Annotated in this window: 19 protein-coding genes; 18 read left to right on the forward strand and 1 reads right to left on the reverse strand. The window is 60.3% G+C overall.

The features are described from left to right. Positions 1 to 2 precede the first annotated feature (2 nt). From lpxB to ispD, 10 genes are all read left to right on the forward strand, one after another. Positions 3 to 1,133 carry a lipid-A-disaccharide synthase gene (lpxB, locus tag QRN61_RS19550; protein ID WP_502942637.1) on the forward strand — a complete coding sequence of 377 codons (1,131 nt, stop codon included), beginning with the start codon at positions 3 to 5 and terminating at the stop codon, positions 1,131 to 1,133. Positions 1,134 to 1,141: 8 nt separating this feature from the next. Beyond that, entirely contained in the window at positions 1,142 to 1,768 is a 627-nt protein-coding gene (gene rnhB / locus QRN61_RS19555; RefSeq protein ID WP_027611036.1) for a ribonuclease HII, read from the forward strand. A gap of 76 nt (positions 1,769 to 1,844) precedes the next feature. Further along, a complete protein-coding gene (gene dnaE / locus QRN61_RS19560; RefSeq protein WP_285374770.1) occupies positions 1,845 to 5,366 on the forward strand; it encodes a DNA polymerase III subunit alpha in 3,522 nt (1,173 codons plus the stop codon). 139 nt (positions 5,367 to 5,505) lie between these two features. Beyond that, complete coding sequence (locus tag QRN61_RS19565; protein WP_064586192.1) at positions 5,506 to 6,453, forward strand: acetyl-CoA carboxylase carboxyltransferase subunit alpha; 948 nt, start codon at positions 5,506 to 5,508, stop codon at positions 6,451 to 6,453. 145 nt (positions 6,454 to 6,598) lie between these two features. Continuing rightward, positions 6,599 to 7,915 (forward strand): tRNA lysidine(34) synthetase TilS, encoded by a 1,317-nt coding sequence (tilS, locus tag QRN61_RS19570; RefSeq protein ID WP_285374773.1) that lies wholly within the window; start codon positions 6,599 to 6,601, stop codon positions 7,913 to 7,915. Between the two features lie 274 nt (positions 7,916 to 8,189). Continuing rightward, the gene (pyrG, locus tag QRN61_RS19575; RefSeq protein WP_003222153.1) at positions 8,190 to 9,821 is read left to right on the forward strand and encodes a CTP synthase; all 1,632 of its coding nucleotides are present in this window, start codon (positions 8,190 to 8,192) and stop codon (positions 9,819 to 9,821) included. 4 nt (positions 9,822 to 9,825) lie between these two features. Continuing rightward, positions 9,826 to 10,671 carry a 3-deoxy-8-phosphooctulonate synthase gene (gene kdsA, locus QRN61_RS19580; protein WP_007954807.1) on the forward strand — a complete coding sequence of 282 codons (846 nt, stop codon included), beginning with the start codon at positions 9,826 to 9,828 and terminating at the stop codon, positions 10,669 to 10,671. Between the two features lie 156 nt (positions 10,672 to 10,827). Beyond that, positions 10,828 to 12,117: a phosphopyruvate hydratase gene (eno, locus tag QRN61_RS19585; RefSeq protein WP_003222156.1), complete on the forward strand. Its 1,290-nt coding sequence runs from the start codon at positions 10,828 to 10,830 to the stop codon at positions 12,115 to 12,117. A gap of 171 nt (positions 12,118 to 12,288) precedes the next feature. Further along, positions 12,289 to 12,567 (forward strand): cell division protein FtsB, encoded by a 279-nt coding sequence (gene ftsB, locus QRN61_RS19590; RefSeq protein WP_007964293.1) that lies wholly within the window; start codon positions 12,289 to 12,291, stop codon positions 12,565 to 12,567. Beyond that, positions 12,564 to 13,271 carry a 2-C-methyl-D-erythritol 4-phosphate cytidylyltransferase gene (gene ispD, locus QRN61_RS19595; protein WP_027611041.1) on the forward strand — a complete coding sequence of 236 codons (708 nt, stop codon included), beginning with the start codon at positions 12,564 to 12,566 and terminating at the stop codon, positions 13,269 to 13,271. The genes ftsB and ispD overlap by 4 nt, the downstream gene beginning before the upstream one ends. Positions 13,272 to 13,414: 143 nt before the next feature. Here ispD and QRN61_RS19600 read toward each other — a convergent pair whose 3' ends face one another. After that, positions 13,415 to 14,311: a LysR family transcriptional regulator gene (locus QRN61_RS19600; RefSeq protein WP_007964295.1), complete on the reverse strand. Its 897-nt coding sequence runs from the start codon at positions 14,309 to 14,311 to the stop codon at positions 13,415 to 13,417. Between the two features lie 115 nt (positions 14,312 to 14,426). On the opposite strand from QRN61_RS19600, the gene QRN61_RS19605 reads away from it, so the two are divergent. The 8 genes from QRN61_RS19605 to rpoS all read left to right on the forward strand — a co-directional run bounded on the left by QRN61_RS19605 (position 14,427) and on the right by rpoS (position 21,646). Continuing rightward, on the forward strand, positions 14,427 to 15,539 hold the full coding sequence (locus tag QRN61_RS19605; protein ID WP_027611042.1) for an S-(hydroxymethyl)glutathione dehydrogenase/class III alcohol dehydrogenase: 1,113 nt from the start codon (positions 14,427 to 14,429) through the stop codon (positions 15,537 to 15,539). A gap of 65 nt (positions 15,540 to 15,604) precedes the next feature. After that, positions 15,605 to 16,450 (forward strand): S-formylglutathione hydrolase, encoded by an 846-nt coding sequence (gene fghA / locus QRN61_RS19610; protein ID WP_115986312.1) that lies wholly within the window; start codon positions 15,605 to 15,607, stop codon positions 16,448 to 16,450. Between the two features lie 43 nt (positions 16,451 to 16,493). Continuing rightward, entirely contained in the window at positions 16,494 to 16,967 is a 474-nt protein-coding gene (gene ispF, locus QRN61_RS19615) for a 2-C-methyl-D-erythritol 2,4-cyclodiphosphate synthase (RefSeq protein ID WP_027611044.1), read from the forward strand. Continuing rightward, a complete protein-coding gene (gene truD, locus QRN61_RS19620) occupies positions 16,964 to 18,022 on the forward strand; it encodes a tRNA pseudouridine(13) synthase TruD (RefSeq protein WP_027611045.1) in 1,059 nt (352 codons plus the stop codon). The genes ispF and truD overlap by 4 nt, the downstream gene beginning before the upstream one ends. Further along, positions 18,010 to 18,759: a 5'/3'-nucleotidase SurE gene (surE, locus tag QRN61_RS19625; RefSeq protein WP_285374783.1), complete on the forward strand. Its 750-nt coding sequence runs from the start codon at positions 18,010 to 18,012 to the stop codon at positions 18,757 to 18,759. Before truD ends, surE begins: the two co-directional genes overlap by 13 nt. 41 nt (positions 18,760 to 18,800) lie before the next feature. Continuing rightward, complete coding sequence (locus tag QRN61_RS19630; protein ID WP_169841266.1) at positions 18,801 to 19,436, forward strand: protein-L-isoaspartate(D-aspartate) O-methyltransferase; 636 nt, start codon at positions 18,801 to 18,803, stop codon at positions 19,434 to 19,436. 212 nt (positions 19,437 to 19,648) lie between these two features. After that, the gene (locus QRN61_RS19635) at positions 19,649 to 20,530 is read left to right on the forward strand and encodes a peptidoglycan DD-metalloendopeptidase family protein (RefSeq protein WP_027611047.1); all 882 of its coding nucleotides are present in this window, start codon (positions 19,649 to 19,651) and stop codon (positions 20,528 to 20,530) included. Positions 20,531 to 20,635: 105 nt separating this feature from the next. Beyond that, a complete protein-coding gene (gene rpoS / locus QRN61_RS19640; protein WP_007964304.1) occupies positions 20,636 to 21,646 on the forward strand; it encodes an RNA polymerase sigma factor RpoS in 1,011 nt (336 codons plus the stop codon). Positions 21,647 to 21,967 lie beyond the last annotated feature (321 nt).

Consider the following 21,967-nt stretch of genomic DNA (forward strand, 5'->3'; position numbering starts at 1 on the left):
TCATGGCCAGTCTGCGTATTGCGCTGGTGGCGGGCGAAGCTTCCGGTGACATTCTGGGCGCCGGCCTCATGCGCGCCCTCAAGGCTCAACATCCGGCAATCGAGTTCATAGGTGTCGGCGGTCCGTTGATGCAGGCCGAGGGCCTGACGTCTTATTTCCCCATGGAACGTCTGTCGGTCATGGGGCTGGTGGAAGTCCTCGGACGGCTGCGCGAGCTGCTCAAGCGCCGCAAGGAACTGATCGCCACGCTGATCGCCGAGAAACCGGATGTGTTCATCGGCATCGACGCTCCCGATTTCAACCTCAACATCGAACTCAAGCTGCGTCAGGCCGGGATCAAGACCGTGCATTACGTCAGCCCTTCGGTGTGGGCGTGGCGCCAGAAGCGTGTGCTGAAGATTCGCGAAGGCTGCGATCTGATGCTCACCCTGTTGCCGTTTGAAGCAAAATTCTACGAAGAGCAGGGCGTGCCGGTGCGGTTCGTCGGTCATACGCTGGCCGATACCATTCCGCTGCAGGCCGATCGCGCCGCAGCGCGTGCCGAACTCGGCTTGCCCGACGGGCCGCTGGTGGCATTGATGCCCGGCAGTCGCGGTGGCGAAGTCGGCCGTCTCGGTGCGCTGTTCCTGGATACGGCCGAACGTCTGCGGGCCATGCGCCCCGGGCTGCGCTTCGTCATCCCGTGCGCCAATGCCGAGCGTCGCGCTCAGCTCGAAGAGTTGCTGGTTGGCCGCGACTTGCCAGTAACCCTGCTCGACGGCAAGTCGCATCTGGCCTTGGCGGCGTGTAACGCGGTGCTGATCGCTTCGGGCACGGCGACGCTGGAAGCGTTGCTGTACAAGCGGCCAATGGTCGTCGCGTATCGCCTGGCACCGCTGACCTTCTGGATTCTCAAGCGCATGGTCAAGAGCCCGTACGTGTCGCTGCCGAACCTGCTGGCCCAGCGTCTGTTGGTGCCGGAATTGTTGCAGGATGATGCGACAGTCGAGGCCCTGGCCCAGACGCTGTTGCCATTGATCGAAGGCGGCGAAGAGCAGACCCGAGGCTTCGACGAAATCCACCGCACCCTGCGGCTGGATGCTTCCAATCAGGCGGCGGATGCCGTCCTCAACCTGATCGGTCAGAAACAATGAGCAAGACGATGCAGATGGGCCTGGATTTCACCCTGGTCGCCGAAGTCGAAGAACTGGTGGCCGGTGTCGACGAAGTCGGTCGTGGCCCGTTGTGCGGCGCAGTGGTGACGGCGGCGGTGATCCTCGATCCGAACCGGCCGATCCTCGGCCTCAACGACTCGAAGAAACTCACCGAAGCCAAGCGCGAGAAACTCTACGACGAGATCATCGAGAAATCCCTGAGCTGGTGCATTGCTCGCGCCGAAGTCGAGGAAATCGACGAGCTGAACATTTTGCACGCGACCATGCTCGCCATGCAGCGCGCGGTGGCCGGGCTGCATATTCAGCCGAAACTGGCGATGATCGACGGCAACCGCTGCCCGAAACTGCCGATGCGCGCCGAAGCGGTGGTGCAGGGTGACGGCAAGGTACCGGCCATCGCTGCCGCGTCGATTCTGGCCAAAGTCAGCCGCGACCGTGAAATGGCTGCATTCGAATTGATCTACCCGGGGTACGGCATCGGCGGTCATAAAGGCTACCCGACGCCCGTTCATCTGGAAGCGTTGGTGCGCCTTGGCCCGACCCCGATTCACCGGCGCTCCTTCGCCCCGGTGCGTCAGGCTTACGAGGCGCTTGAAGGCCTGACGCAGGTTTAGGCGCAAGGCTGATGTTTTGTTCGAGGCCCGGTACAATCCGGGCCTTGTTGTCTCTATGTAACTGGACAGGATCACTATGCCGGCTTCATTCGTTCATCTACGCCTGCACACTGAATACTCCCTGGTCGACGGGCTGGTGCGGATCAAGCCACTGGTCAAGGCGCTGACCGGCATGAACATGCCGGCCGTGGCGGTCACCGATCAGAACAACATGTGTTCCCTGGTCAAATTCTATAAAAACGCCATGGGCGCCGGCATCAAGCCGATCTGCGGTGCCGACCTGTGGCTGTCGAACAAGGATCCGGACGGGCCATTGAGCCGGATCAGCCTGTTGGTGATGAACGCCAAGGGTTATCGCAACCTCACCGAGTTGATCTCGCGCGGCTTCATCGATGGCCAGCGCAACGGCATGATCATCATCGAGCGTGAATGGGTCGCCGAGGCCAACGAAGGCCTGATCATGCTGTCCGCCGCCAAAGAAGGCGAGATCGGCATGGCCATGATCAGTGGCAACCCGGACGAAGCCGAAACGCTGGCGCGCGAATGGATGGCGGTGTTCCCGGATCGTTTCTATCTGGAGATCCAGCGCACCAATCGTCCCAACGACGAAGAGCAACTGCACGGTGCCGTGGCCCTGGCCGACAAGCTCGGCGCGCCGCTGGTGGCGACCAACGATGTGCGTTTCATCAAGCAGGAAGACTTCGCCGCTCACGAAACCCGCGTGTGCATCGGTGAGGGCCGTGCCCTCGACGATCCGCGGCGTTCGAAGAATTACAGCGACCAGCAATACCTCAAAAGCGCCGAGGAAATGGCCGAGCTGTTCAGCGACATTCCCGACGCGATCGAAAACACCGTCGAGATCGCCAAGCGCTGCAATATCGACGTGAAGCTGGGCAAGCACTTCCTGCCCGACTACCCGATTCCCGATGGCATGACCATCGACGAATATTTCCGCAAGGTGTCGTTCGACGGTCTGGAAGACCGCCTCAGCGTACTACTGCCCAAGGACACCACCGAAGACTACGAGGCCAAGCGTCAGGTCTATGTCGACCGGCTGAATTTCGAGCTGGATATCATCATCCAGATGGGCTTCCCCGGTTATTTCCTGATCGTGATGGACTTTATCCAGTGGGCCAAGAACAACGGTGTGCCGGTGGGCCCGGGCCGTGGGTCGGGTGCCGGCTCGCTGGTGGCCTATGTGCAGAAGATCACTGACCTCGATCCGCTGGAATACGACCTGCTGTTCGAACGTTTCCTTAACCCGGAACGGGTCTCGATGCCCGACTTCGACGTCGACTTCTGCATGGACGGTCGTGACCGGGTGATCGACTACGTGGCCGAGAAATACGGTCGCAACGCGGTAAGCCAGATCATCACCTTCGGTTCCATGGCCGCCAAGGCTGTGGTGCGCGACGTGGCACGGGCCCAGGGCAAGTCATTCGGCCTGGCGGATCGTCTGTCGAAGATGATTCCGTTCGAAGTCGGCATGACCCTGGAAAAAGCCTACGAGCAGGAGGAGATCCTGCGCGACTTCATCAAGGTCGATGAGGAAGCGGCGGAAATCTGGGAGATGGCGCGCAAGCTCGAGGGTGTGGTGCGTAACGTCGGCAAGCACGCCGGTGGTGTGGTAATCGCCCCAACCAAGCTGACCGACTTCTCGCCGATCTATTGCGACGAGGCCGGCGATGGTCTGGTGACCCAGTTCGACAAGGACGACGTCGAGGCGGCGGGTCTGGTGAAGTTCGACTTCCTCGGCCTGCGGACCCTGACGATCATCGACTGGGCGCTGAAAACCATCAACCGTGACCGCGCCAAGGTCAACGAGCCGCCGCTGGATATCGCGTTTATTCCGCTGGATGACAAACCGACTTATCAGTTGCTGCAAAAAGCTGAAACCACCGCGGTATTCCAGCTCGAATCCCGGGGCATGAAAGAGCTGATCAAAAAGCTCAAGCCTGACTGTCTCGAAGACTTGATCGCACTGGTGGCCCTGTTCCGTCCGGGCCCGCTGCAATCGGGCATGGTGGATGACTTCATCAACCGTAAGCACGGTCGCGCCGAATTGGCTTATCCGCATCCGGATTACCAGTATGAAGGCCTGCAGCCGGTACTGGCGCCGACTTACGGCATCATTCTGTATCAGGAACAGGTGATGCAGATCGCCCAGGTCATGGCCGGTTACACCCTCGGTGGTGCGGACATGCTGCGTCGGGCGATGGGTAAGAAAAAACCCGAGGAAATGGCCAAGCAGCGCGGCGGCTTCATTGAGGGTTGTGCGTCGAACAATATCGACGCGGATCTTGCCGGTAACATTTTCGACCTGGTGGAAAAATTCGCCGGTTACGGCTTCAACAAGTCCCACTCCGCTGCTTACGGCCTGGTGTCGTACCAGACTGCCTGGCTGAAAGCCCACTACCCGGCGCCATTCATGGCAGCGGTGCTTTCGGCGGATATGCACAACACCGACAAGGTCGTGACCTTGATCGAGGAAGTGCGCACGATGAAGCTGCGCCTCGACGCGCCGGACGTGAACACTTCGGAGTTCAAGTTCACGGTGAACGACGAAGGCCGCATCGTGTACGGCCTGGGCGCGATCAAAGGTGTCGGTGAAGGTCCGGTGGAAGCGATTACCGAGGCTCGTCAGGCCGGTCCGTTCAAGGATCTGTTCGACTTCTGCGCCAGGGTCGACCTCAAGCGCATCAACAAGCGCACGCTGGACGGTTTGATCCGCAGCGGCGCGCTGGATCGCCTCGGGCCGTACTTCCACGATGAACAAAAGGCTTATCAGGCCAATATCGACCGCAACCGCGCCGTGCTGTTGGCGGCGATGGAAGAGGCGATCAAGTCGGCCGAGCAGACCGCACGCACCCGCGACAGCGGCCATGCCGACCTGTTCGGCGGGCTGTTTGTCGAGGAAGACGCGGACGTCTACGCGACGCACCGCAAGGCCAAGGAGCTGACCCTCAAGGAGCGGCTCAAGGGTGAGAAAGACACTCTGGGCCTGTACCTGACCGGTCACCCGATCGACGAGTACGAAGGCGAGATTCGCCGTTTCGCCCGGCAGCGCATTATCGACCTGAAACCGGCCCGCGACACGCAAACCGTGGCCGGGATGATCATTGCCCTGCGGGTGATGAAGAACAAGAAGGGCGACAAGATGGGCTTTATCACCCTCGACGACCGCTCGGGGCGGATCGAGGCGTCGCTGTTCGCCGATGCGTTCCACTCCGCGCAGTCACTGCTGCAGACCGACGCGATGGTGGTGGTCGAAGGCGAGGTCAGCAACGACGACTTCTCCGGCGGCCTGCGCCTGCGGGTCAAACGGGTGATGAGCATGGAAGATGCACGGACCAATCTGGCCGAGAGCCTGCGCCTGAAGCTGCACACTCAGGACTTGAAAGGCGATCAGCTACGCTGGTTGGGTGAGCTGCTCAAGCGTCACCGCGGGGCGTGCCCGATCACCATGGAGTACACCAGCCCCGTTGCGAAGACCTTGCTGCAGTTTGGCGAGACCTGGCGAATCGACCCGGCGGATGCGTTGATTCAAGCCCTGCGTGACCAGTTCGGGCGAGACAACGTCTTCCTCCAATACCGTTGACCGGCAAGTGCCATCATTGCGCTTGCCCACAACCTGAATTTTTAATCTCGACCTCAGCGCGCCTCTCCCTTAAGGTAGGGCGCGAATAGACAACCGGCCGGCCCAAGCTCATTTGGGACACGACCCAAGACGGACGCCTATGAACCCGAATTTTCTAGATTTCGAACAGCCGATCGCCGACCTGCAAGCCAAGATCGAAGAGTTGCGCTTGGTCGGTAATGACAATTCGCTGAATATCGGCGATGAGATCTCCCGCCTGCAGGACAAGAGCCGCACGCTGACCGAAGACATCTTCGGCAAGCTGACCAGCTGGCAGATCGCACGCCTGGCGCGTCACCCGAAACGCCCGTACACCCTCGACTACATCGAGCACATCTTCACCGAGTTCGACGAACTGCACGGTGACCGTCACTTCTCTGACGACGCGGCCATTGTGGGCGGCGTGGCACGTCTGGAAGACCAGCCGGTGATGATCATCGGCCACCAGAAGGGCCGTGAAGTGCGCGAAAAGGTACGCCGCAACTTCGGCATGCCGCGTCCGGAAGGCTACCGCAAGGCCTGCCGTCTGATGGAGATGGCCGAGCGCTTCAAGATGCCGATCCTGACCTTCATCGACACCCCGGGTGCTTACCCGGGCATTGACGCTGAGGAGCGTAACCAGAGCGAGGCTATCGCCTGGAACCTGCGCGTGATGTCGCGCCTGAAGACCCCGATCATCGCCACCGTCATCGGTGAGGGTGGTTCCGGCGGTGCACTGGCGATCGGTGTCTGCGATCAGCTGAACATGCTGCAATATTCGACCTACGCGGTGATCTCGCCGGAAGGTTGTGCTTCGATTCTGTGGAAAACCGCCGAAAAGGCACCGGATGCCGCTGAAGCCATGGGCATTACCGCCGAGCGCCTGAAAGGTCTGGGTATCGTTGACAAGGTGATCGGCGAGCCTCTGGGCGGCGCCCACCGTGATCCGGCCGCTGCCGCTGCGTCGATCCGTGCCGAGCTGAGCTCGCAGCTGGCGATGCTGAAGAAGTTCGACAACGAAGCGCTGCTCAAGCGTCGTTACGATCGTCTGATGAGCTACGGTCTCTGACAGATCTCGCAATACCCAATGTGGGAGCGGGCTTGCTCGCGAAAGCGGTATAACAGTCGACAGATGTGTTGATTGTTTAAACGCCTTCGCGAGCAAGCCCGCTCCCACATTTGATTTGGGCAAACAGTTAGATAGGGGTCAGTCCGTGAGTGATCTGCCGTCCCGGCTTCTGCTGAACGTTGCAGCCTGGCGCAATGCCAGGACCTGGCGCGTGGCTTTCTCCGGTGGTCTCGATTCCACCGTCCTGCTGCATCTGCTGGCCCATCTCGCCCAACACCATTCCCTGCCGGCGCTCAGCGCCATCCATATCCACCATGGCCTCCAGGCTGCGGCTGATGCGTGGCCGGCGCATTGTCAGTCGGTCTGCGATGCGCTGGGTGTGCCGCTGCACGTGATGCGGGTGACGGTGCAACCCGGCGCCAGTCTTGAAAGAGCGGCGCGGGAGGCGCGGTATGCGGCGTTCGCATCGCTGACCGAGGCTGGGGATTTGCTTCTGACAGGTCAGCACCGTGATGATCAGGCCGAAACCCTATTGTTTCGTTTAATGCGCGGTGCGGGCGTTCGCGGTCTTTCGGCGATGCCGGCGCAGCGGCCGTTGGGGCAGGGCGTGCTGCTGCGGCCATTGCTCGACGTCACGCGCGCCGAGCTTGAGGCTTACGCCCGCGCGCATCAGTTGCGCTGGATCGAGGACCCGTCGAACGAAGATCGGCAATTTTCCCGCAACTACCTGCGCCATCAGGTGCTGCCGTTGCTCACCGCGCGCTGGCCGCAGGCGCAGGCGAGCATGGCCCGCAGCGCGGCGCACCTGCGTGAGGCGCAAGGCCTGCTCGATGAGCTGGCGCAGCTCGATCTCGCGCAAGCCGCCACGCCGAGCGAGTTTTCATGGCTGGGTCTGCCGTCGCTGGAGCTGGCGCCGCTGACGAGTCTGTCCGCCGCTCGTCAGCGCAATGCACTCAGCCACTGGCTCGAACCGCTGACCCGGTTGCCCGACACTGACCATTGGTCGGGTTGGAACGACCTATGCGGTGCTGCCAGCGATGCATCCCCGGTCTGGCGTCTGGCCGACGGTGAGCTGCATCGCAGCGCCGGCCGGGTATGGTGGTTGAGCGGCGACTGGCTGCGGGCGCCAGCGGTCAGCGTCGAGTGGCCTGACCCGTCGACGCCGCTACGCTTGGCGAATAACGGGCGTGTCATGTTCAGCGGGCAGACTCCCGTCGGGCCGCTGCGCATTGGCTATCGGCAGGGCGGCGAGCTGATGCATCTGGCGGGGCGCGGCCACCGCGATCTCAAGCGCCTGCTCAATGAGCGCGCGGTGCCGGGCTTCGTCCGTGGCAGATTGCCGCTGCTGTTTCGCGGCGCAGAATTGCTCGCCGTGGCGAATCTGCCGGGCCTTGACGGGCAGGGGCCGGACGGCTGGAATTTGCATTGGCAGCCAACAGACGAAGATCAAGGTTTGAGATGAAAGGGGCATTCCGGTAGACTACGCTCCCTTCTTGATACAACTTCTGTGGATTCGCCTGAATTGCAGGAGTTGCCGATTACCAAGCAGTCTTTGCTGGGCGATTCCAAAAAATGTGTAGCGAGCAACGTACCGGTGTTTCATCTGCCGGTCTGTCCCAACGCGGCGGTTTTTTTGAAAGGTGCACTGTGATTAATGCAGGTGATCGGGGGCTTCGGCCTTCCTTCGCTTTCCCCGGCGGCTCGTACCGCTTTAACGCAGACTTCTAGGGTTTTTCATGACGCGCTACATATTCGTCACGGGCGGTGTTGTTTCTTCATTGGGGAAAGGCATTGCCTCGGCTTCATTGGCGGCCATCCTGGAGGCGCGGGGGCTTAAGGTCACCATGCTTAAGCTGGATCCGTACATCAACGTCGACCCGGGCACCATGAGCCCGTTCCAGCACGGTGAAGTGTTCGTCACCCACGACGGCGCCGAGACCGACCTGGACCTGGGCCACTACGAGCGGTTCATCCGCACGACCATGACCCAGAACAACAACTTCACCACTGGCCGTGTCTACGAGCACGTGCTGCGCAAAGAGCGCCGTGGTGACTACCTGGGTGCAACCATCCAGGTGATTCCGCACATTACCGACGAAATCAAGCGTCGCATCATCAAGGGTGCCGGCGATGCCGACGTGGCCCTGGTGGAAATCGGCGGTACCGTTGGCGACATCGAATCGCAACCGTTCCTCGAAGCCATCCGTCAACTGCGTGTGGAAGTCGGTTCCAAGCGCGCGATGCTGATGCACCTGACGCTGGTTCCGTACATCGCCACCGCTGGCGAGACCAAAACCAAGCCAACCCAGCACTCGGTAAAAGAGCTGCGTTCGATCGGCCTGCAGCCAGACGTGCTGATCTGCCGCTCCGACCATCCGGTGGATGTGTCGTCGCGTCGCAAGATCGCGCTGTTCACCAACGTTGAAGAGCGTGCGGTGATCTCCCTGGAAGACGTCGACACCATCTACAAGATTCCGGCCGTGCTGCACGCTCAGGGTCTGGACGATTTCGTCGTCGAGCGTTTCGGCCTGCAATGCAATGGCGCCGACCTGTCCGAGTGGGAAAAGGTCGTCGATGCCAAGCTCAACCCAGAGCACGAAGTCACCATCGCGATGGTCGGCAAGTACATGGAACTGCTGGACGCCTACAAGTCGCTGATCGAAGCGATGAGTCACGCCGGCATCACCAACCGTACCAAGGTCAACCTGCGTTACATCGATTCCGAAGACATCGAGAACCAGGGCACTGCGCTGCTCGAAGGTGTCGACGCGATCCTCGTTCCGGGCGGCTTCGGTCTGCGTGGCGTGGAAGGCAAGATCACTGCCGTTCAGTACGCTCGTGAAAACAAGGTTCCGTACCTGGGCATCTGCCTGGGCATGCAAGTGGCGGTTATCGAGTTCGCCCGTAACGTGCTGGGCTGGAAAGACGCCAACTCCACCGAATTCGATCGCGCCAGCGGCCATCCGGTCGTGGGTCTGATCACCGAGTGGGAAGACGCCACCGGCGCAGTTGAAGTGCGTACCGAAGCGTCCGATCTGGGCGGCACCATGCGACTCGGCGCTCAGGAATGCCTGCTCGAAGCCGGCTCCAAGGTGCACGATTGCTACGGCAAGGACGTGATCGTTGAACGTCACCGTCACCGCTACGAAGTGAACAACAACCTGCTGCCACAAATCATCGAAGCCGGCCTGAAAATCTCCGGTCGCTCCGCTGATGCCGCGCTGGTTGAAGTGGTCGAAGCACCGGATCATCCTTGGTTCGTCGCTTGCCAGTTCCACCCGGAGTTCACCTCGACGCCACGTGACGGTCACCCGCTGTTCAGCGGTTTCGTGAAAGCTGCGTTGGCTCAACACCAGAAGAAGGCGTAACCCGATGGCACAGAAGATCATCCGCGTCGGCGACATCGAAATCGCCAACGACAAACCCATGGTGCTGTTCGGCGGCATGAACGTGCTGGAAAGCCGCGACATGGCCATGCAGGTTTGCGAAGAGTACGTGAAGGTCACCGAGAAACTCGGTATCCCTTACGTGTTCAAGGCCAGCTTCGACAAGGCCAACCGGTCTTCTGTGACTTCGTATCGCGGCCCTGGCCTGGAAGAAGGCATGCGCATCTTCCAGGACATCAAACAAGCCTTCGGCGTGCCGATCATCACCGACGTCCACGAGCCTGATCAGGCCGCGGTCGTCGCTGAAGTCTGCGACATCATCCAGCTGCCGGCCTTCCTGTCGCGCCAGACCGATCTGGTCGTGGCGATGGCCAAGACCAACGCTGTGATCAACATCAAGAAAGCCCAGTTCCTCGCGCCTCAGGAAATGAAACACATCCTGAACAAGTGCGTGGAAGCGGGTAACGATCAATTGATCCTCTGCGAGCGCGGTTCGAGCTTCGGCTACAACAACCTCGTGGTTGACATGCTCGGCTTCGGCATCATGAAGCAGTTCGAGTACCCGGTATTCTTCGACGTGACCCACTCGCTGCAAATGCCTGGCGGTCGTTCCGACTCCGCCGGCGGTCGCCGCGCCCAAGTCACCGATCTGGCCAAGGCCGGCATGAGCCAGTCGCTGGCCGGTCTGTTCCTCGAAGCGCATCCGGATCCGGACAACGCCAAATGCGACGGCCCTTGCGCCTTGCGTCTGGACAAACTGGAGCCATTTCTGGCCCAGCTCAAAGCCTTGGACGAACTGGTGAAGAGTTTTCCGACGGTAGAAACCGCGTAAAGCTCAATTCTCCGGTAAAGTACCGCACGATTTGTCGCACATGCCCTCGGGCATGTGCGTTGTCGTCTGCAAGCTGCCCGCTGCACACCACTTGCCGACGGTAAAAAGATTTCCTCTAGCTGCGTCGTTTTCGTCAACTTTGGAGTGTTTACAACAATGGCAAAAATCGTCGACATCAAAGGTCGTGAAGTTCTCGACTCCCGTGGCAATCCCACCGTGGAAGCGGACGTGCTTCTCGACAACGGCATCATCGGCAGCGCTTGCGCGCCGTCCGGTGCATCCACTGGCTCGCGTGAAGCGCTCGAGCTGCGTGATGGCGACAAGAGCCGTTACCTGGGCAAAGGTGTGCTCAAGGCGGTAGCCAACATCAACGGTCCGATCCGCGATCTGCTGCTGGGCACCGACCCAAGCGACCAGAAAGCCCTCGACCACGCGATGATCAAGCTCGACGGTACCGAAAACAAGGCAACCCTGGGCGCCAACGCCATCCTCGCGGTGTCCCTGGCTGCGGCCAAAGCGGCTGCACAGGACCAGGATCTGCCACTGTACGCACACATCGCCAACTTGAACGGTACCCCGGGTGTGTACTCGATGCCGGTTCCGATGATGAACATCATCAACGGTGGCGAGCACGCCGATAACAACGTCGACATCCAGGAATTCATGGTGCAGCCGGTTGGCGCCAAGACGTTCTCGGAAGGTCTGCGCATGGGCACCGAGATTTTCCATCACCTCAAAGCTGTGCTGAAGGCCCGTGGCCTGAGCACCGCCGTTGGCGACGAAGGCGGTTTCGCACCGAACCTGGCGTCCAACGAAGACGCGCTGAAAGTGATCTCCGAAGCCGTGGCCAACGCCGGTTACAAGTTGGGCACCGACGTGACCCTGGCGCTGGACTGCGCGGCCAGCGAATTCTACGAAGACGGCAAGTACAACCTGTCCGGTGAAGGCCAGGTGTTCACCGCTGAAGGTTTCGCCGATTATCTGAAAGGCCTGACCGAACGTTATCCGATCATCTCGATCGAAGACGGTCTGGACGAGTCCGACTGGGCTGGCTGGAAGATCCTCACCGACAAGATCGGCGAGAAGACCCAACTGGTCGGCGACGACCTGTTCGTGACTAACACCAAGATCCTGAAAGAAGGCATCGATAAAAAGATCGCCAACTCGATCCTGATCAAGTTCAACCAGATCGGCACCCTGACCGAAACCCTGGAAGCCATCCAGATGGCCAAGGCTGCCGGTTACACCGCGGTGATCTCGCACCGTTCGGGCGAAACCGAAGATTCGACCATTGCCGACCTGGCCGTGGGCACTTCGGCTGGCCAGATCAAGACCGGTTCCCTGTGCCGTTCCGACCGCGTTTCCAAGTACAACCAACTGCTGCGTATCGAAGAGCAGTTGAATGGCAAAGCCAAGTACAACGGTCGCTCCGAGTTCCGCGGTTAAGCAGTAGATGGTAAAAAGACACCGGATTGTGTCGGAAAAGTCGTGACAGCGATGGATTTGCCACTAATCTGATGCCTTACATGCACAAGCCTGGATCTTCCAGGCTTCGTGCTATCAGACGTTTCAAAGTTTTGGCGTGGCTGTCTTTTTTCACTGGATACCTGATATTCGATGCGCAGTCCTTACTGGTTGTTTCTCGTTTTGCTCTTGCTGCTGGCCGGTCTGCAGTACCGCCTGTGGGTGGGCAATGGCAGTCTGGCGCAGGTCGCCGAGCTGAAGCAGCAGATTGCTGATCAGCACGCCGAGAACGAAGGCCTGCTGGAGCGCAATCGGGTGATGGACGCCGAAGTCAGCGAGTTGAAAAAAGGCATGGAGACCGTTGAAGAACGGGCTCGCCATGAGCTGGGCATGGTCAAGGACGGTGAAACCCTTTACCAGCTCGCGCAATGATCGATTCCCTGCCGGCCTTCTGGGCCGTGATTCCTGCCGCGGGCGTCGGTGCCCGAATGGCCGCGGACCGTCCCAAGCAATATCTGCAACTGGGCGGGCGCACAATTCTCGAACACAGCCTCGGCTGTTTCCTTGATCACCCGAGCCTCAAGGGGCTGGTGGTCAGTCTGGCTGTTGATGATCCTTATTGGCCAAACCTGGCTTGCGCCAGCGACTCGCGGATTCAGCGGGTCGAGGGCGGCACGGAGCGTTCCGGGTCGGTGCTGAACGCTTTGCTGCATTTGCATGCGCAGGGTGCCGATGACGATGACTGGGTGCTGGTGCACGATGCTGCACGGCCCAACCTGAGTCGCGACGATCTCGACAAGTTGCTGGTTGAACTGGCGGATGATGCCGTCGGCGGTCTGCTGGCCGTGCCGGCGCGCGATACCCTGAAGCGGGTCGACAAGCACGGTCGTGTGCTTGAAACCGTGGATCGCAGCGTGATCTGGCAAGCCTATACGCCGCAGATGTTCCGTCTCGGTGCCTTGCATCGGGCGTTGGCTGACAGTCTGGTGGCGGACGCGGTGATTACCGATGAAGCCTCGGCGATGGAGTGGGCCGGTCTGGCGCCGCGTCTGATCGAAGGGCGGGCGGACAACCTCAAGGTCACCCGGCCGGAAGACCTGGAGTGGTTGCGCCAGCGCTGGGCCAATCGCCGCTGATTGCTGTGGAGCCTGTCAGATTGCCTTCGCGAGCAGGCTCGCTCCCACATTTGATTTGCGCCTGACCCCGAATTTGCATGCACCGCCGATCCCCTGTGGGAGCGAGCCTGCTCGCGAAGGCGATCGTTCAAGCAACCCATCACTCAGCCCCGATACTCCGGCCGCTCGGCCAATCCTTCCTTCAAGAAATCCACCAGCTTGCGCACCTTCGGCGACAAATGCCGCTGCTGTGGATACAACGCCCACACCGCCGTATTCGGCGGCTGATGCGCCTCCAGCAGCGAAATCAGCGCACCACTGTGCAAATGCTCCAGCACGTAATAGTCCGGCAACTGACACAGGCCGACCCCTTGCAGCGCCGCATCCAGCACCGCTTGCCCACTGTTGCAGCGCCAGTTTCCCTGTACGCGCTGGGAAAATTCCCGGCCGTTCTGTTCCAGTTGCCACAGATCCGAACTGCCGATCAGGCAATTGTGCCGGCTCAGTTCCGACAAGCTGTGTGGGCGGCCATACCGTTCCACGTAGGAAGGAGACGCGCACAGGTACATCCGACGCGGCGCCAGGCGGGTGGCGACCAATCGAGAATCCTGCAATCGGCCCAGACGGATCGCCAGATCCAGTCCCTCATGCACCAGATCGAGTTGGCGGTTACTCAGCTCGATATCAACGCGCAGTTGCGGGTATTGCCCCATGAACCGCGTCACCAACGGCACGATAAACCGCTCGCCATAGGCCACGGCGCAGGTCATGCGCAGCATGCCTTTCGGTTCGCTGGTCAGGTCGCCGACCGCGCGCAGAGCTTCTTCGCGACCGTCCTGCAGGCGCTGACAATGCTGCAGAAAGGTCTGACCGGCTTCGGTCAGGGTCACACGACGGGTGCTGCGGTAGAGCAGGCGCGTCTGTAATCGATCCTCCAGCCGTACGATTTGTCGACTGATGTGTGAGGAGGAAACCCCAAGGCGTTCGGCCGCAGCGGTGAATTGGCTGCATTCGGCGACGGCGACGAACTCGTCGATACCTTCCCAGCGGTTTTCGGACATTTGATTATCCCTGTACAGCAATAATATTTTGCATTTGTCCGGATTATTAATCAGTTGGCGCTGAACTACACTGCCGGTCTGGTTTTTTATTCATTGGATTCACTGGAGAGTCAGCATGATCAAGTCGCGCGCCGCCGTTGCCTTCGAGGCCAAGAAGCCGCTGGAAATCGTAGAAGTCGATGTGGCCATGCCCAAGGCCGGTGAAGTGTTGCTGCGCGTGGTGGCTTCCGGGGTTTGCCACACTGACGCCTACACCCTGTCCGGCGCGGATCCGGAAGGTATCTTCCCGTCGATCCTCGGCCACGAAGGTGGCGCGATCGTTGAAGCCATCGGCGAGGGCGTCACCTCGGTCGCCGTCGGTGACCACGTGATTCCGCTGTACACCCCGGAATGCGGCCAGTGCAAATTCTGCAAGTCGGGCAAGACCAACCTGTGCCAGGCGATTCGCGCTACTCAGGGCAAAGGCCTGATGCCGGACGGCACTTCGCGCTTTTCCTACAAGGGCCAAACGATTTTCCACTACATGGGTACTTCGACGTTCTCGGAATACACCGTACTGCCGGAAATCTCCGTGGCGAAAATCGCCAAGGATGCGCCGCTGGAAAAGGTCTGCCTGCTCGGTTGCGGCGTAACCACCGGTATCGGCGCAGTAATCAACACTGCGAAGGTCAAGCCAGGTGACACCGTGGCGATCTTCGGTCTCGGCGGCATCGGTCTGTCGGCAGTCATCGGTGCAGTGAAAGCCAAGGCTGCGCGGATCATCGCCATCGACATCAACCCGGCCAAGTTCGAGATCGCCAAGCAGTTGGGCGCCACCGATTGCGTCAACCCGAAAGACTTCGATCGTCCGATCCAGGAAGTGATCGTCGACATGACCGACGGCGGCGTCGATTTCTCTTTCGAGTGCATCGGCAACGTGCAACTGATGCGCGCGGCGCTGGAATGCTGCCACAAGGGCTGGGGCGAATCGGTGATCATCGGTGTTGCCGGTGCCGGTCAGGAAATTTCGACCCGTCCGTTCCAACTGGTGACCGGTCGCGTCTGGCGTGGTTCGGCGTTCGGTGGCGTGCGTGGCCGTACCGAGCTGCCAAGCTATGTCGACATGGCGCAGAGCGGCGAGATTCCGCTGGATACTTTCATTACCCACACCATGGGTCTGGAAGACATCAACAAGGCCTTCGACCTGATGCACGAAGGCAAGAGCATCCGCACCGTCATTCATTTCTGATCAATCGCGACGCCACGGCTACAGACCTTGAAGGTTTATAGCCGGGGCCGCGTAGGAGTCTTTACATGAGTCTGGAAAACATCTCCTGTCAGAAAAGTTTCGGCGGCTGGCACAAGCGCTATCGCCACCGTTCCGACGTGCTCGGCTGCGACATGGTGTTTGCCGTGTATTTGCCGCCGCAAGCGGAGCAGGGCGGCAAGCTGCCGGTGCTGTATTGGCTGTCCGGCCTGACCTGCACCGACGAGAACTTCATGCAGAAGGCCGGGGCGATGCGCATGGCCGCCGAACTCGGTCTGATCATCGTCGCGCCGGACACCAGTCCGCGCGGCCCGGATGTGCCGGGTGATCCAGATGGCGCCTGGGATTTCGGTCTCGGTGCCGGGTTCTACCTGAATGCCACGCAGGAACCGTGGTCGCGGCACTATCGGATGCATGACTATGTTGTGCAGGAATTGCCTTCATTGGTTGAAGCGCATTTCCCGGCGTCGGACAAACGCAGCATCAGCGGCCACTCCATGGGCGGTCACGGTGCACTGGTCTGCGCGCTGCGCAACCCGGGGCGTTATCAGTCGGTGTCGGCGTTTTCGCCGATCAACAACCCGATGGATTGTCCGTGGGGGCAGAAAGCATTCTCCCGCTATCTGGGCGAAGACCGTTCCAAGTGGAAAGAATGGGATGCCTGCGCGCTGATTGCTGAAGCCGACGAGAAACTGCCGTTGCTGGTCGATCAGGGGGATCGCGATGACTTCCTCGCCACGCAGCTCAAACCCGAAGCCCTGCAACAAGCTGCAAAACAAGCGGGTCATCCGCTGACGCTGCGCCTGCAACCGGGCTACGACCACAGCTATTTCTTCATCTCAAGCTTCATTGACGACCACTTGCAGCATCACGCACGCGCCCTGCGCGGTTAATGCAGGTAGAATCACGCCCTGACAAAAATCGGGGCGTTTTTTTATGCGTATTGGCCACGGCTACGATGTTCACCGTTTCGCTGAAGGCGATTTCATTACTCTGGGCGGCGTGCGTATTGCACACGGCTTCGGGCTGCTCGCTCATTCCGACGGTGACGTCCTGCTGCATGCCTTGAGCGATGCCTTGCTCGGAGCGGCCGCGCTGGGCGATATCGGCAAGCACTTTCCGGACACCGACCCGCAATTCAAGGGCGCCGACAGCCGTGTCCTGCTGCGGCATGTGGTCGCGCTGATCCACGCCAAGGGTTGGAAAGTCGGCAACGTCGACAACACCATCGTCGCTCAGGCACCGAAAATGGCCCCGCATATCGAAGCGATGCGCGCGTTGATCGCCGCCGATCTGCAAGTTGAACTGGATCAAGTGAACGTGAAGGCTACTACCACCGAAAAGCTCGGCTTTGTCGGTCGCGAAGAAGGCATCGCCGTGCATTCCGTTGCCTTGTTGCTGCGCGCATGAACGAACTGCAATTGCTTGGCCCGCGGGCCTATGGCGAACCACTCGGCACTGCGGTTCTGAAAGCCATCGCCGAAGATTTTCAGGTCGATGAAGTGCTCGACATCCCGTTCAGCGGCGATGGTGAGCACCTGTGGATCTGGGTCGAAAAACGTGGCCTGAATACCGAAGAAGCAGCGCGCCGAATTGCCAAGGCCGCCGGCGTGCCGTTGCGCACCGTCAGTTATGCCGGGCTCAAGGATCGTCAGGCGTTGACCCGTCAGTGGTTCAGCGTGCAACTGCCGGGCAAGGCTGATCCGGATCTGTCGGCGGCGGAAAACGACACGCTGAAGATCCTTAAAACCACGCGGCACAAGCGCAAGCTGCAACGCGGCGCGCATTCGGCGAACGGCTTCACCTTGCGCCTGACCCAGTTTGCCGGCGACAAGGATGCGATCGAGCAGCGTCTGCAACTGATCGCCAAGCAAGGCATTCCCAATTATTTCGGCGCCCAGCGTTTCGGCCATGACGGCGGTAACGTCGTTGATGCGCGTGCCTGGGCGGCGCGCAAGGCGCTACCGGAGCAGCGCAATGTGCGCTCGCGGCTGCTATCGACGGCGCGCAGTTTTCTGTTCAATCAGGTACTGGCCGCTCGGGTTGCCGATGGCACCTGGCAGCAGGCGCAAGTCGGCGATCTGCTGGCGTTCACCGACAGCCGCAGTTTTTTCCCGGCCGGTGAGGCCGAATGCAGCGATCCGCGCCTGGCGATTCTCGACCTGCACCCGACCGGTCCGCAGTGGGGCGAAGGTGACTCACCCGCCGCTGGCGCTGTCCATGATCTGGAGCAGGGGATTGCCGAGCGTGAAGCGGATCTGCGCGATTGGTTGATCAATGCCGGAATGAGCCACGAACGTCGCATCCTGCGGCTGCCCATTGGCGGGTTGTCGTGGCATTATCCCCAGCCTGACATTCTGCAACTGGAATTCGTCCTCCCGGCCGGATGCTTCGCCACCGTATTGGTGCGCGAACTCGTTGATCTGGTGCCGGTGGGGCAGACGGACAGCCCATGCGTATTCTGATTTCTAACGACGATGGGGTAACCGCACCCGGTCTCGCCGCGCTTTATGCTGCGCTGGCGGATTACACCGAGTGCGTGGTTATCGCCCCGGAGCAGGACAAAAGCGGCGCCAGCAGTTCGCTGACGCTCGACCGTCCGTTGCACCCGCAATACCTGGCAAACGGTTTCATCAGCCTCAACGGTACGCCGACCGACTGTGTGCACCTGGGCCTCAACGGCCTGCTGGAGCGCGAGCCGGACATGGTGGTTTCCGGGATCAACCTCGGTGCCAATCTGGGCGATGACGTGCTGTATTCCGGCACTGTGGCGGCAGCCCTCGAAGGGCGCTTTCTCGAGCGCCCTTCGTTTGCGTTCTCGCTGTGCTCACGACAGGTGGACAATCTGGCGACAGCCGCACATTTCGCGCGCAAACTGGTCGAAGCCCACGCCGGGCTGGGCCTGCCGCCGCGCACGGTGCTGAACGTGAACATTCCCAATCTGCCGATCGATCATATTCGTGGCATTCAACTGACCCGTCTGGGCCATCGCGCCCGTGCTGCGGCGCCGATGAAAGTGGTCGACCCGCGTGGCAAGGCCGGCTACTGGATTGCTGCGGCCGGTGATGCCGAAGACGGCGGCCCGGGCACCGACTTTCATGCGGTGATGCAGGGGTATGTGTCGATCACTCCGTTGCAGCTCGATCGCACTTTCAATGATGCCTTCAGAAGTCTCGACGGCTGGCTGGAGGAACTGCGCTGATGGCTCGTGAACACGAAGACAGACTGCGCAGTGGCATCGGCATGACGTCGCAGCGCACCCGTGAACGTCTGATCCAGCGCCTGTATGAAGAAGGCCTGTCCAACGCCAAGGTGCTGGAAGTGATCCGCCGTACGCCGCGTCATCTGTTTGTCGATGAAGCGCTGGCGCATCGTGCCTACGAAGACACCGCACTGCCGATCGGCCACAACCAGACCATCTCTCAGCCTTATATGGTGGCGCGCATGAGCGAGCTGCTGCTGGAGGCGGGGCCGCTGGACAAGGTGCTGGAGATCGGTACCGGTTCGGGTTACCAGACGGCCGTGCTGTCGCAACTGGTCGAGCGGGTATTTTCGGTCGAACGCATCAAGGTCCTGCAGGATCGGGCCAAGGAACGCCTGGTCGAACTCAACCTGCGCAACGTGGTGTTCCGCTGGGGTGATGGCTGGGAAGGCTGGCCGGCGCTGGCGCCGTACAACGGCATCATCGTCACCGCAGTCGCGACCGACGTGCCGCAGGCCTTGCTCGATCAACTGGCACCGGGTGGGCGGATGGTGATTCCGGTCGGCTCGGGGGAAGTGCAGCAACTGATGCTAATCGTGCGTGAAGAACACGGCTTTTCCCGTCACGTATTGGGAGCTGTACGCTTCGTGCCATTGCTCAATGGCCCGCTGGCCTGAGCATTTGTTTGCGGGCGCTGAATTCCTTGCGCTGGCTTGTGTCTTACACCGGCAGCGATGGTTTAAACGCAACTGATTGTCCAAGGGCAAACGTGTGCGTGAAGCGTTTTCGCATCTTTAACGGTAAAGCCGGTTCGGCCCGTTATACTTGCGACACTACTTGCCGCGATTCGGCATTCCACATATTTCAGCCACCACAAAGGGAGCGGCGGGTGAGTCTCACAGTCATTGCGCAGCGTATGGGTAACACGAGCTTTCAGCGCCTGGTGACTGGCCTTGTATTGAGCACCCTGCTCGTCGGTTGCTCCAGCACCAAATCGAGCAACGTGCGGGTGGTCGATCGCAACAGCGCGGCGGCCCAGCGTCCGGCCGTCACGACCGGGCAGTATGTAGTCCGTCCGGGCGATACGCTGTTTTCCATCGCTTTTCGCTACGGCTGGGACTACAAAGCCCTCGCGGCCCGGAACAATATTCCTACGCCGTATACGATCCACCCGGGTCAGACAATTCGCTTTGACGGCCGCACCGGTTCAACACCGACAGCGGTGGTGAGCAACGGCAGTTCCGCGCCATCATCGTCGAGCAAAACCACGGTAATCCGGCGCCAGGCGAATGGCACGACGACCACCACCGTGACCGGCTCCGGAGCCGCTGCTGCGGGGGCTGCACCGTCCGTCGCGAACAAATCGGCTCCGGCTCCGATGCCTCCACCGGGCCCGGCCCCGACCGGCTGGGGATGGCCATCTAATGGCATTCTGATTGGAAAATTCTCTTCAAACGGTAGTTTGAATAAAGGAATTGATATCGCCGGAGATTTGGGACAGCCTGTTTTAGCTGCGTCTGATGGGACGGTGGTTTACGCCGGGAGTGGCTTAAGGGGCTACGGCGAATTAGTCATCATCAAACACAGCGAAACCTACGTCAGTGCCTACGGACATAACCGCAGGCTGTTGGTACGGGAGGGGCAGCAGGTCAAGGTCGGACAGACAATTGCCGAAATGGGGTCAACGGGTACAGACCGGGTGAAACTGCATTTTGAGATTCGCCGCCAAGGTAAACCTGTAGATCCGCTGCAGTTCCTGCCCAAACGTTGATTTGAGGCCAGCCTGTTCCGTCGCGTAGAGGGGACAGGCTCCAGCGCTGCCAAGGATAAAGGCGTCGCTTGAGCTTGGGGTCGAACTCACCAAAGGACTATAACAATGGCTCTCAGTAAAGAAGTGCCGGAGTTTGACATCGACGATGAGGTTCTCCTTATGGAGGCCGGCATCGATTCGGAATCTTCGATGTCGAATGATGAAGGGGCTGCTCCACCTTCCGTTCGTTCCAAATCCAGACAATCCGCTTCACTTAAACAACACAAGTACATCGACTACACTCGGGCACTCGATGCCACGCAGCTGTATCTCAACGAAATCGGCTTTTCACCACTGCTCTCCCCGGAGGAAGAAGTTCATTTTGCGCGTCTGTCGCAAAGTGGCGACCCTGCCGGGCGCAAGCGCATGATTGAAAGTAACCTGCGGCTGGTCGTGAAGATCGCCCGGCGTTACGTCAATCGGGGGCTGTCGCTGCTCGATCTGATCGAAGAGGGTAACCTCGGCCTGATCCGCGCAGTGGAAAAGTTCGATCCCGAGCGTGGCTTCCGCTTCTCGACCTACGCGACCTGGTGGATCCGTCAGACCATCGAGCGCGCGATCATGAATCAGACCCGGACCATCCGGTTGCCGATCCATGTGGTCAAGGAGCTCAACGTGTACCTGCGGGCGGCACGGGAGCTGACGCAAAAGCTCGATCACGAACCCTCACCCGAAGAAATCGCCAACCTGCTGGAAAAACCGGTGGGCGAGGTCAAGCGCATGCTCGGCCTGAACGAGCGGGTTTCTTCGGTCGATGTCTCGCTGGGTCCGGATTCGGATAAAACCCTGCTGGACACCCTGACGGATGACCGTCCGACCGATCCATGTGAACTGCTGCAGGATGACGACCTGTCGCAGAGCATCGATCAATGGCTCTCGGAACTGACCGACAAGCAGCGCGAGGTGGTCGTACGCCGTTTCGGCCTGCGCGGCCATGAGAGCAGCACGCTGGAAGACGTAGGCCTGGAGATCGGCCTGACCCGTGAACGGGTGCGGCAGATCCAGGTGGAAGGCCTCAAGCGCCTTCGCGAAATCCTCGAGAAGAATGGCCTGTCGAGCGAGTCGCTGTTTCAGTAAGCGCCTCTGACGCCCGCCCATAAAAAGCCCCGACTGGTTCGGGGTTTTTTTATGGTTCGGAGATCGGCTGAAGTCTGTCTGTGGCGAGGGAGCTTGCTCCCGCCGGGTTGCACAGCAACCCTAAAGGTTCATGAGCGCTGCGCACTCAAGCGGGAGCAAGCTCCCTCGCCACAAAGTTCATTGCCGGACAAATGGTCAGCATTTCCATCGTTTGTAGTCTTGCGGTGTAAGCCTTGGCTTACTCTTTCGTAAGCGTTCCCCATTTTTGCAGGACGGTAGACGTCGACTTCTGCCGAGAGTCGTTTTTAACCAATTGATTTA

The sequence above is a fragment of the Pseudomonas sp. lyk4-TYG-107 genome, from assembly GCF_030209055.1.
Lineage (GTDB): Bacteria > Pseudomonadota > Gammaproteobacteria > Pseudomonadales > Pseudomonadaceae > Aquipseudomonas > Aquipseudomonas putida_A.

Coding starts and splice junctions, on each gene's coding strand:
- lpxB (WP_502942637.1), top strand. CDS start 3: ATGGCCAGTCTGCGTATTGCGCTGGTGGCGGGCGAAGCTTCCGGTGAC.
- rnhB (WP_027611036.1), top strand. CDS start 1,142: ATGCAGATGGGCCTGGATTTCACCCTGGTCGCCGAAGTCGAAGAACTG.
- dnaE (WP_285374770.1), top strand. CDS start 1,845: ATGCCGGCTTCATTCGTTCATCTACGCCTGCACACTGAATACTCCCTG.
- QRN61_RS19565 (WP_064586192.1), top strand. CDS start 5,506: ATGAACCCGAATTTTCTAGATTTCGAACAGCCGATCGCCGACCTGCAA.
- pyrG (WP_003222153.1), top strand. CDS start 8,190: ATGACGCGCTACATATTCGTCACGGGCGGTGTTGTTTCTTCATTGGGG.
- kdsA (WP_007954807.1), top strand. CDS start 9,826: ATGGCACAGAAGATCATCCGCGTCGGCGACATCGAAATCGCCAACGAC.
- eno (WP_003222156.1), top strand. CDS start 10,828: ATGGCAAAAATCGTCGACATCAAAGGTCGTGAAGTTCTCGACTCCCGT.
- ftsB (WP_007964293.1), top strand. CDS start 12,289: ATGCGCAGTCCTTACTGGTTGTTTCTCGTTTTGCTCTTGCTGCTGGCC.
- ispD (WP_027611041.1), top strand. CDS start 12,564: ATGATCGATTCCCTGCCGGCCTTCTGGGCCGTGATTCCTGCCGCGGGC.
- QRN61_RS19600 (WP_007964295.1), bottom strand. CDS start 14,311: ATGTCCGAAAACCGCTGGGAAGGTATCGACGAGTTCGTCGCCGTCGCC.
- QRN61_RS19605 (WP_027611042.1), top strand. CDS start 14,427: ATGATCAAGTCGCGCGCCGCCGTTGCCTTCGAGGCCAAGAAGCCGCTG.
- fghA (WP_115986312.1), top strand. CDS start 15,605: ATGAGTCTGGAAAACATCTCCTGTCAGAAAAGTTTCGGCGGCTGGCAC.
- ispF (WP_027611044.1), top strand. CDS start 16,494: ATGCGTATTGGCCACGGCTACGATGTTCACCGTTTCGCTGAAGGCGAT.
- truD (WP_027611045.1), top strand. CDS start 16,964: ATGAACGAACTGCAATTGCTTGGCCCGCGGGCCTATGGCGAACCACTC.
- surE (WP_285374783.1), top strand. CDS start 18,010: ATGCGTATTCTGATTTCTAACGACGATGGGGTAACCGCACCCGGTCTC.
- QRN61_RS19630 (WP_169841266.1), top strand. CDS start 18,801: ATGACGTCGCAGCGCACCCGTGAACGTCTGATCCAGCGCCTGTATGAA.
- rpoS (WP_007964304.1), top strand. CDS start 20,636: ATGGCTCTCAGTAAAGAAGTGCCGGAGTTTGACATCGACGATGAGGTT.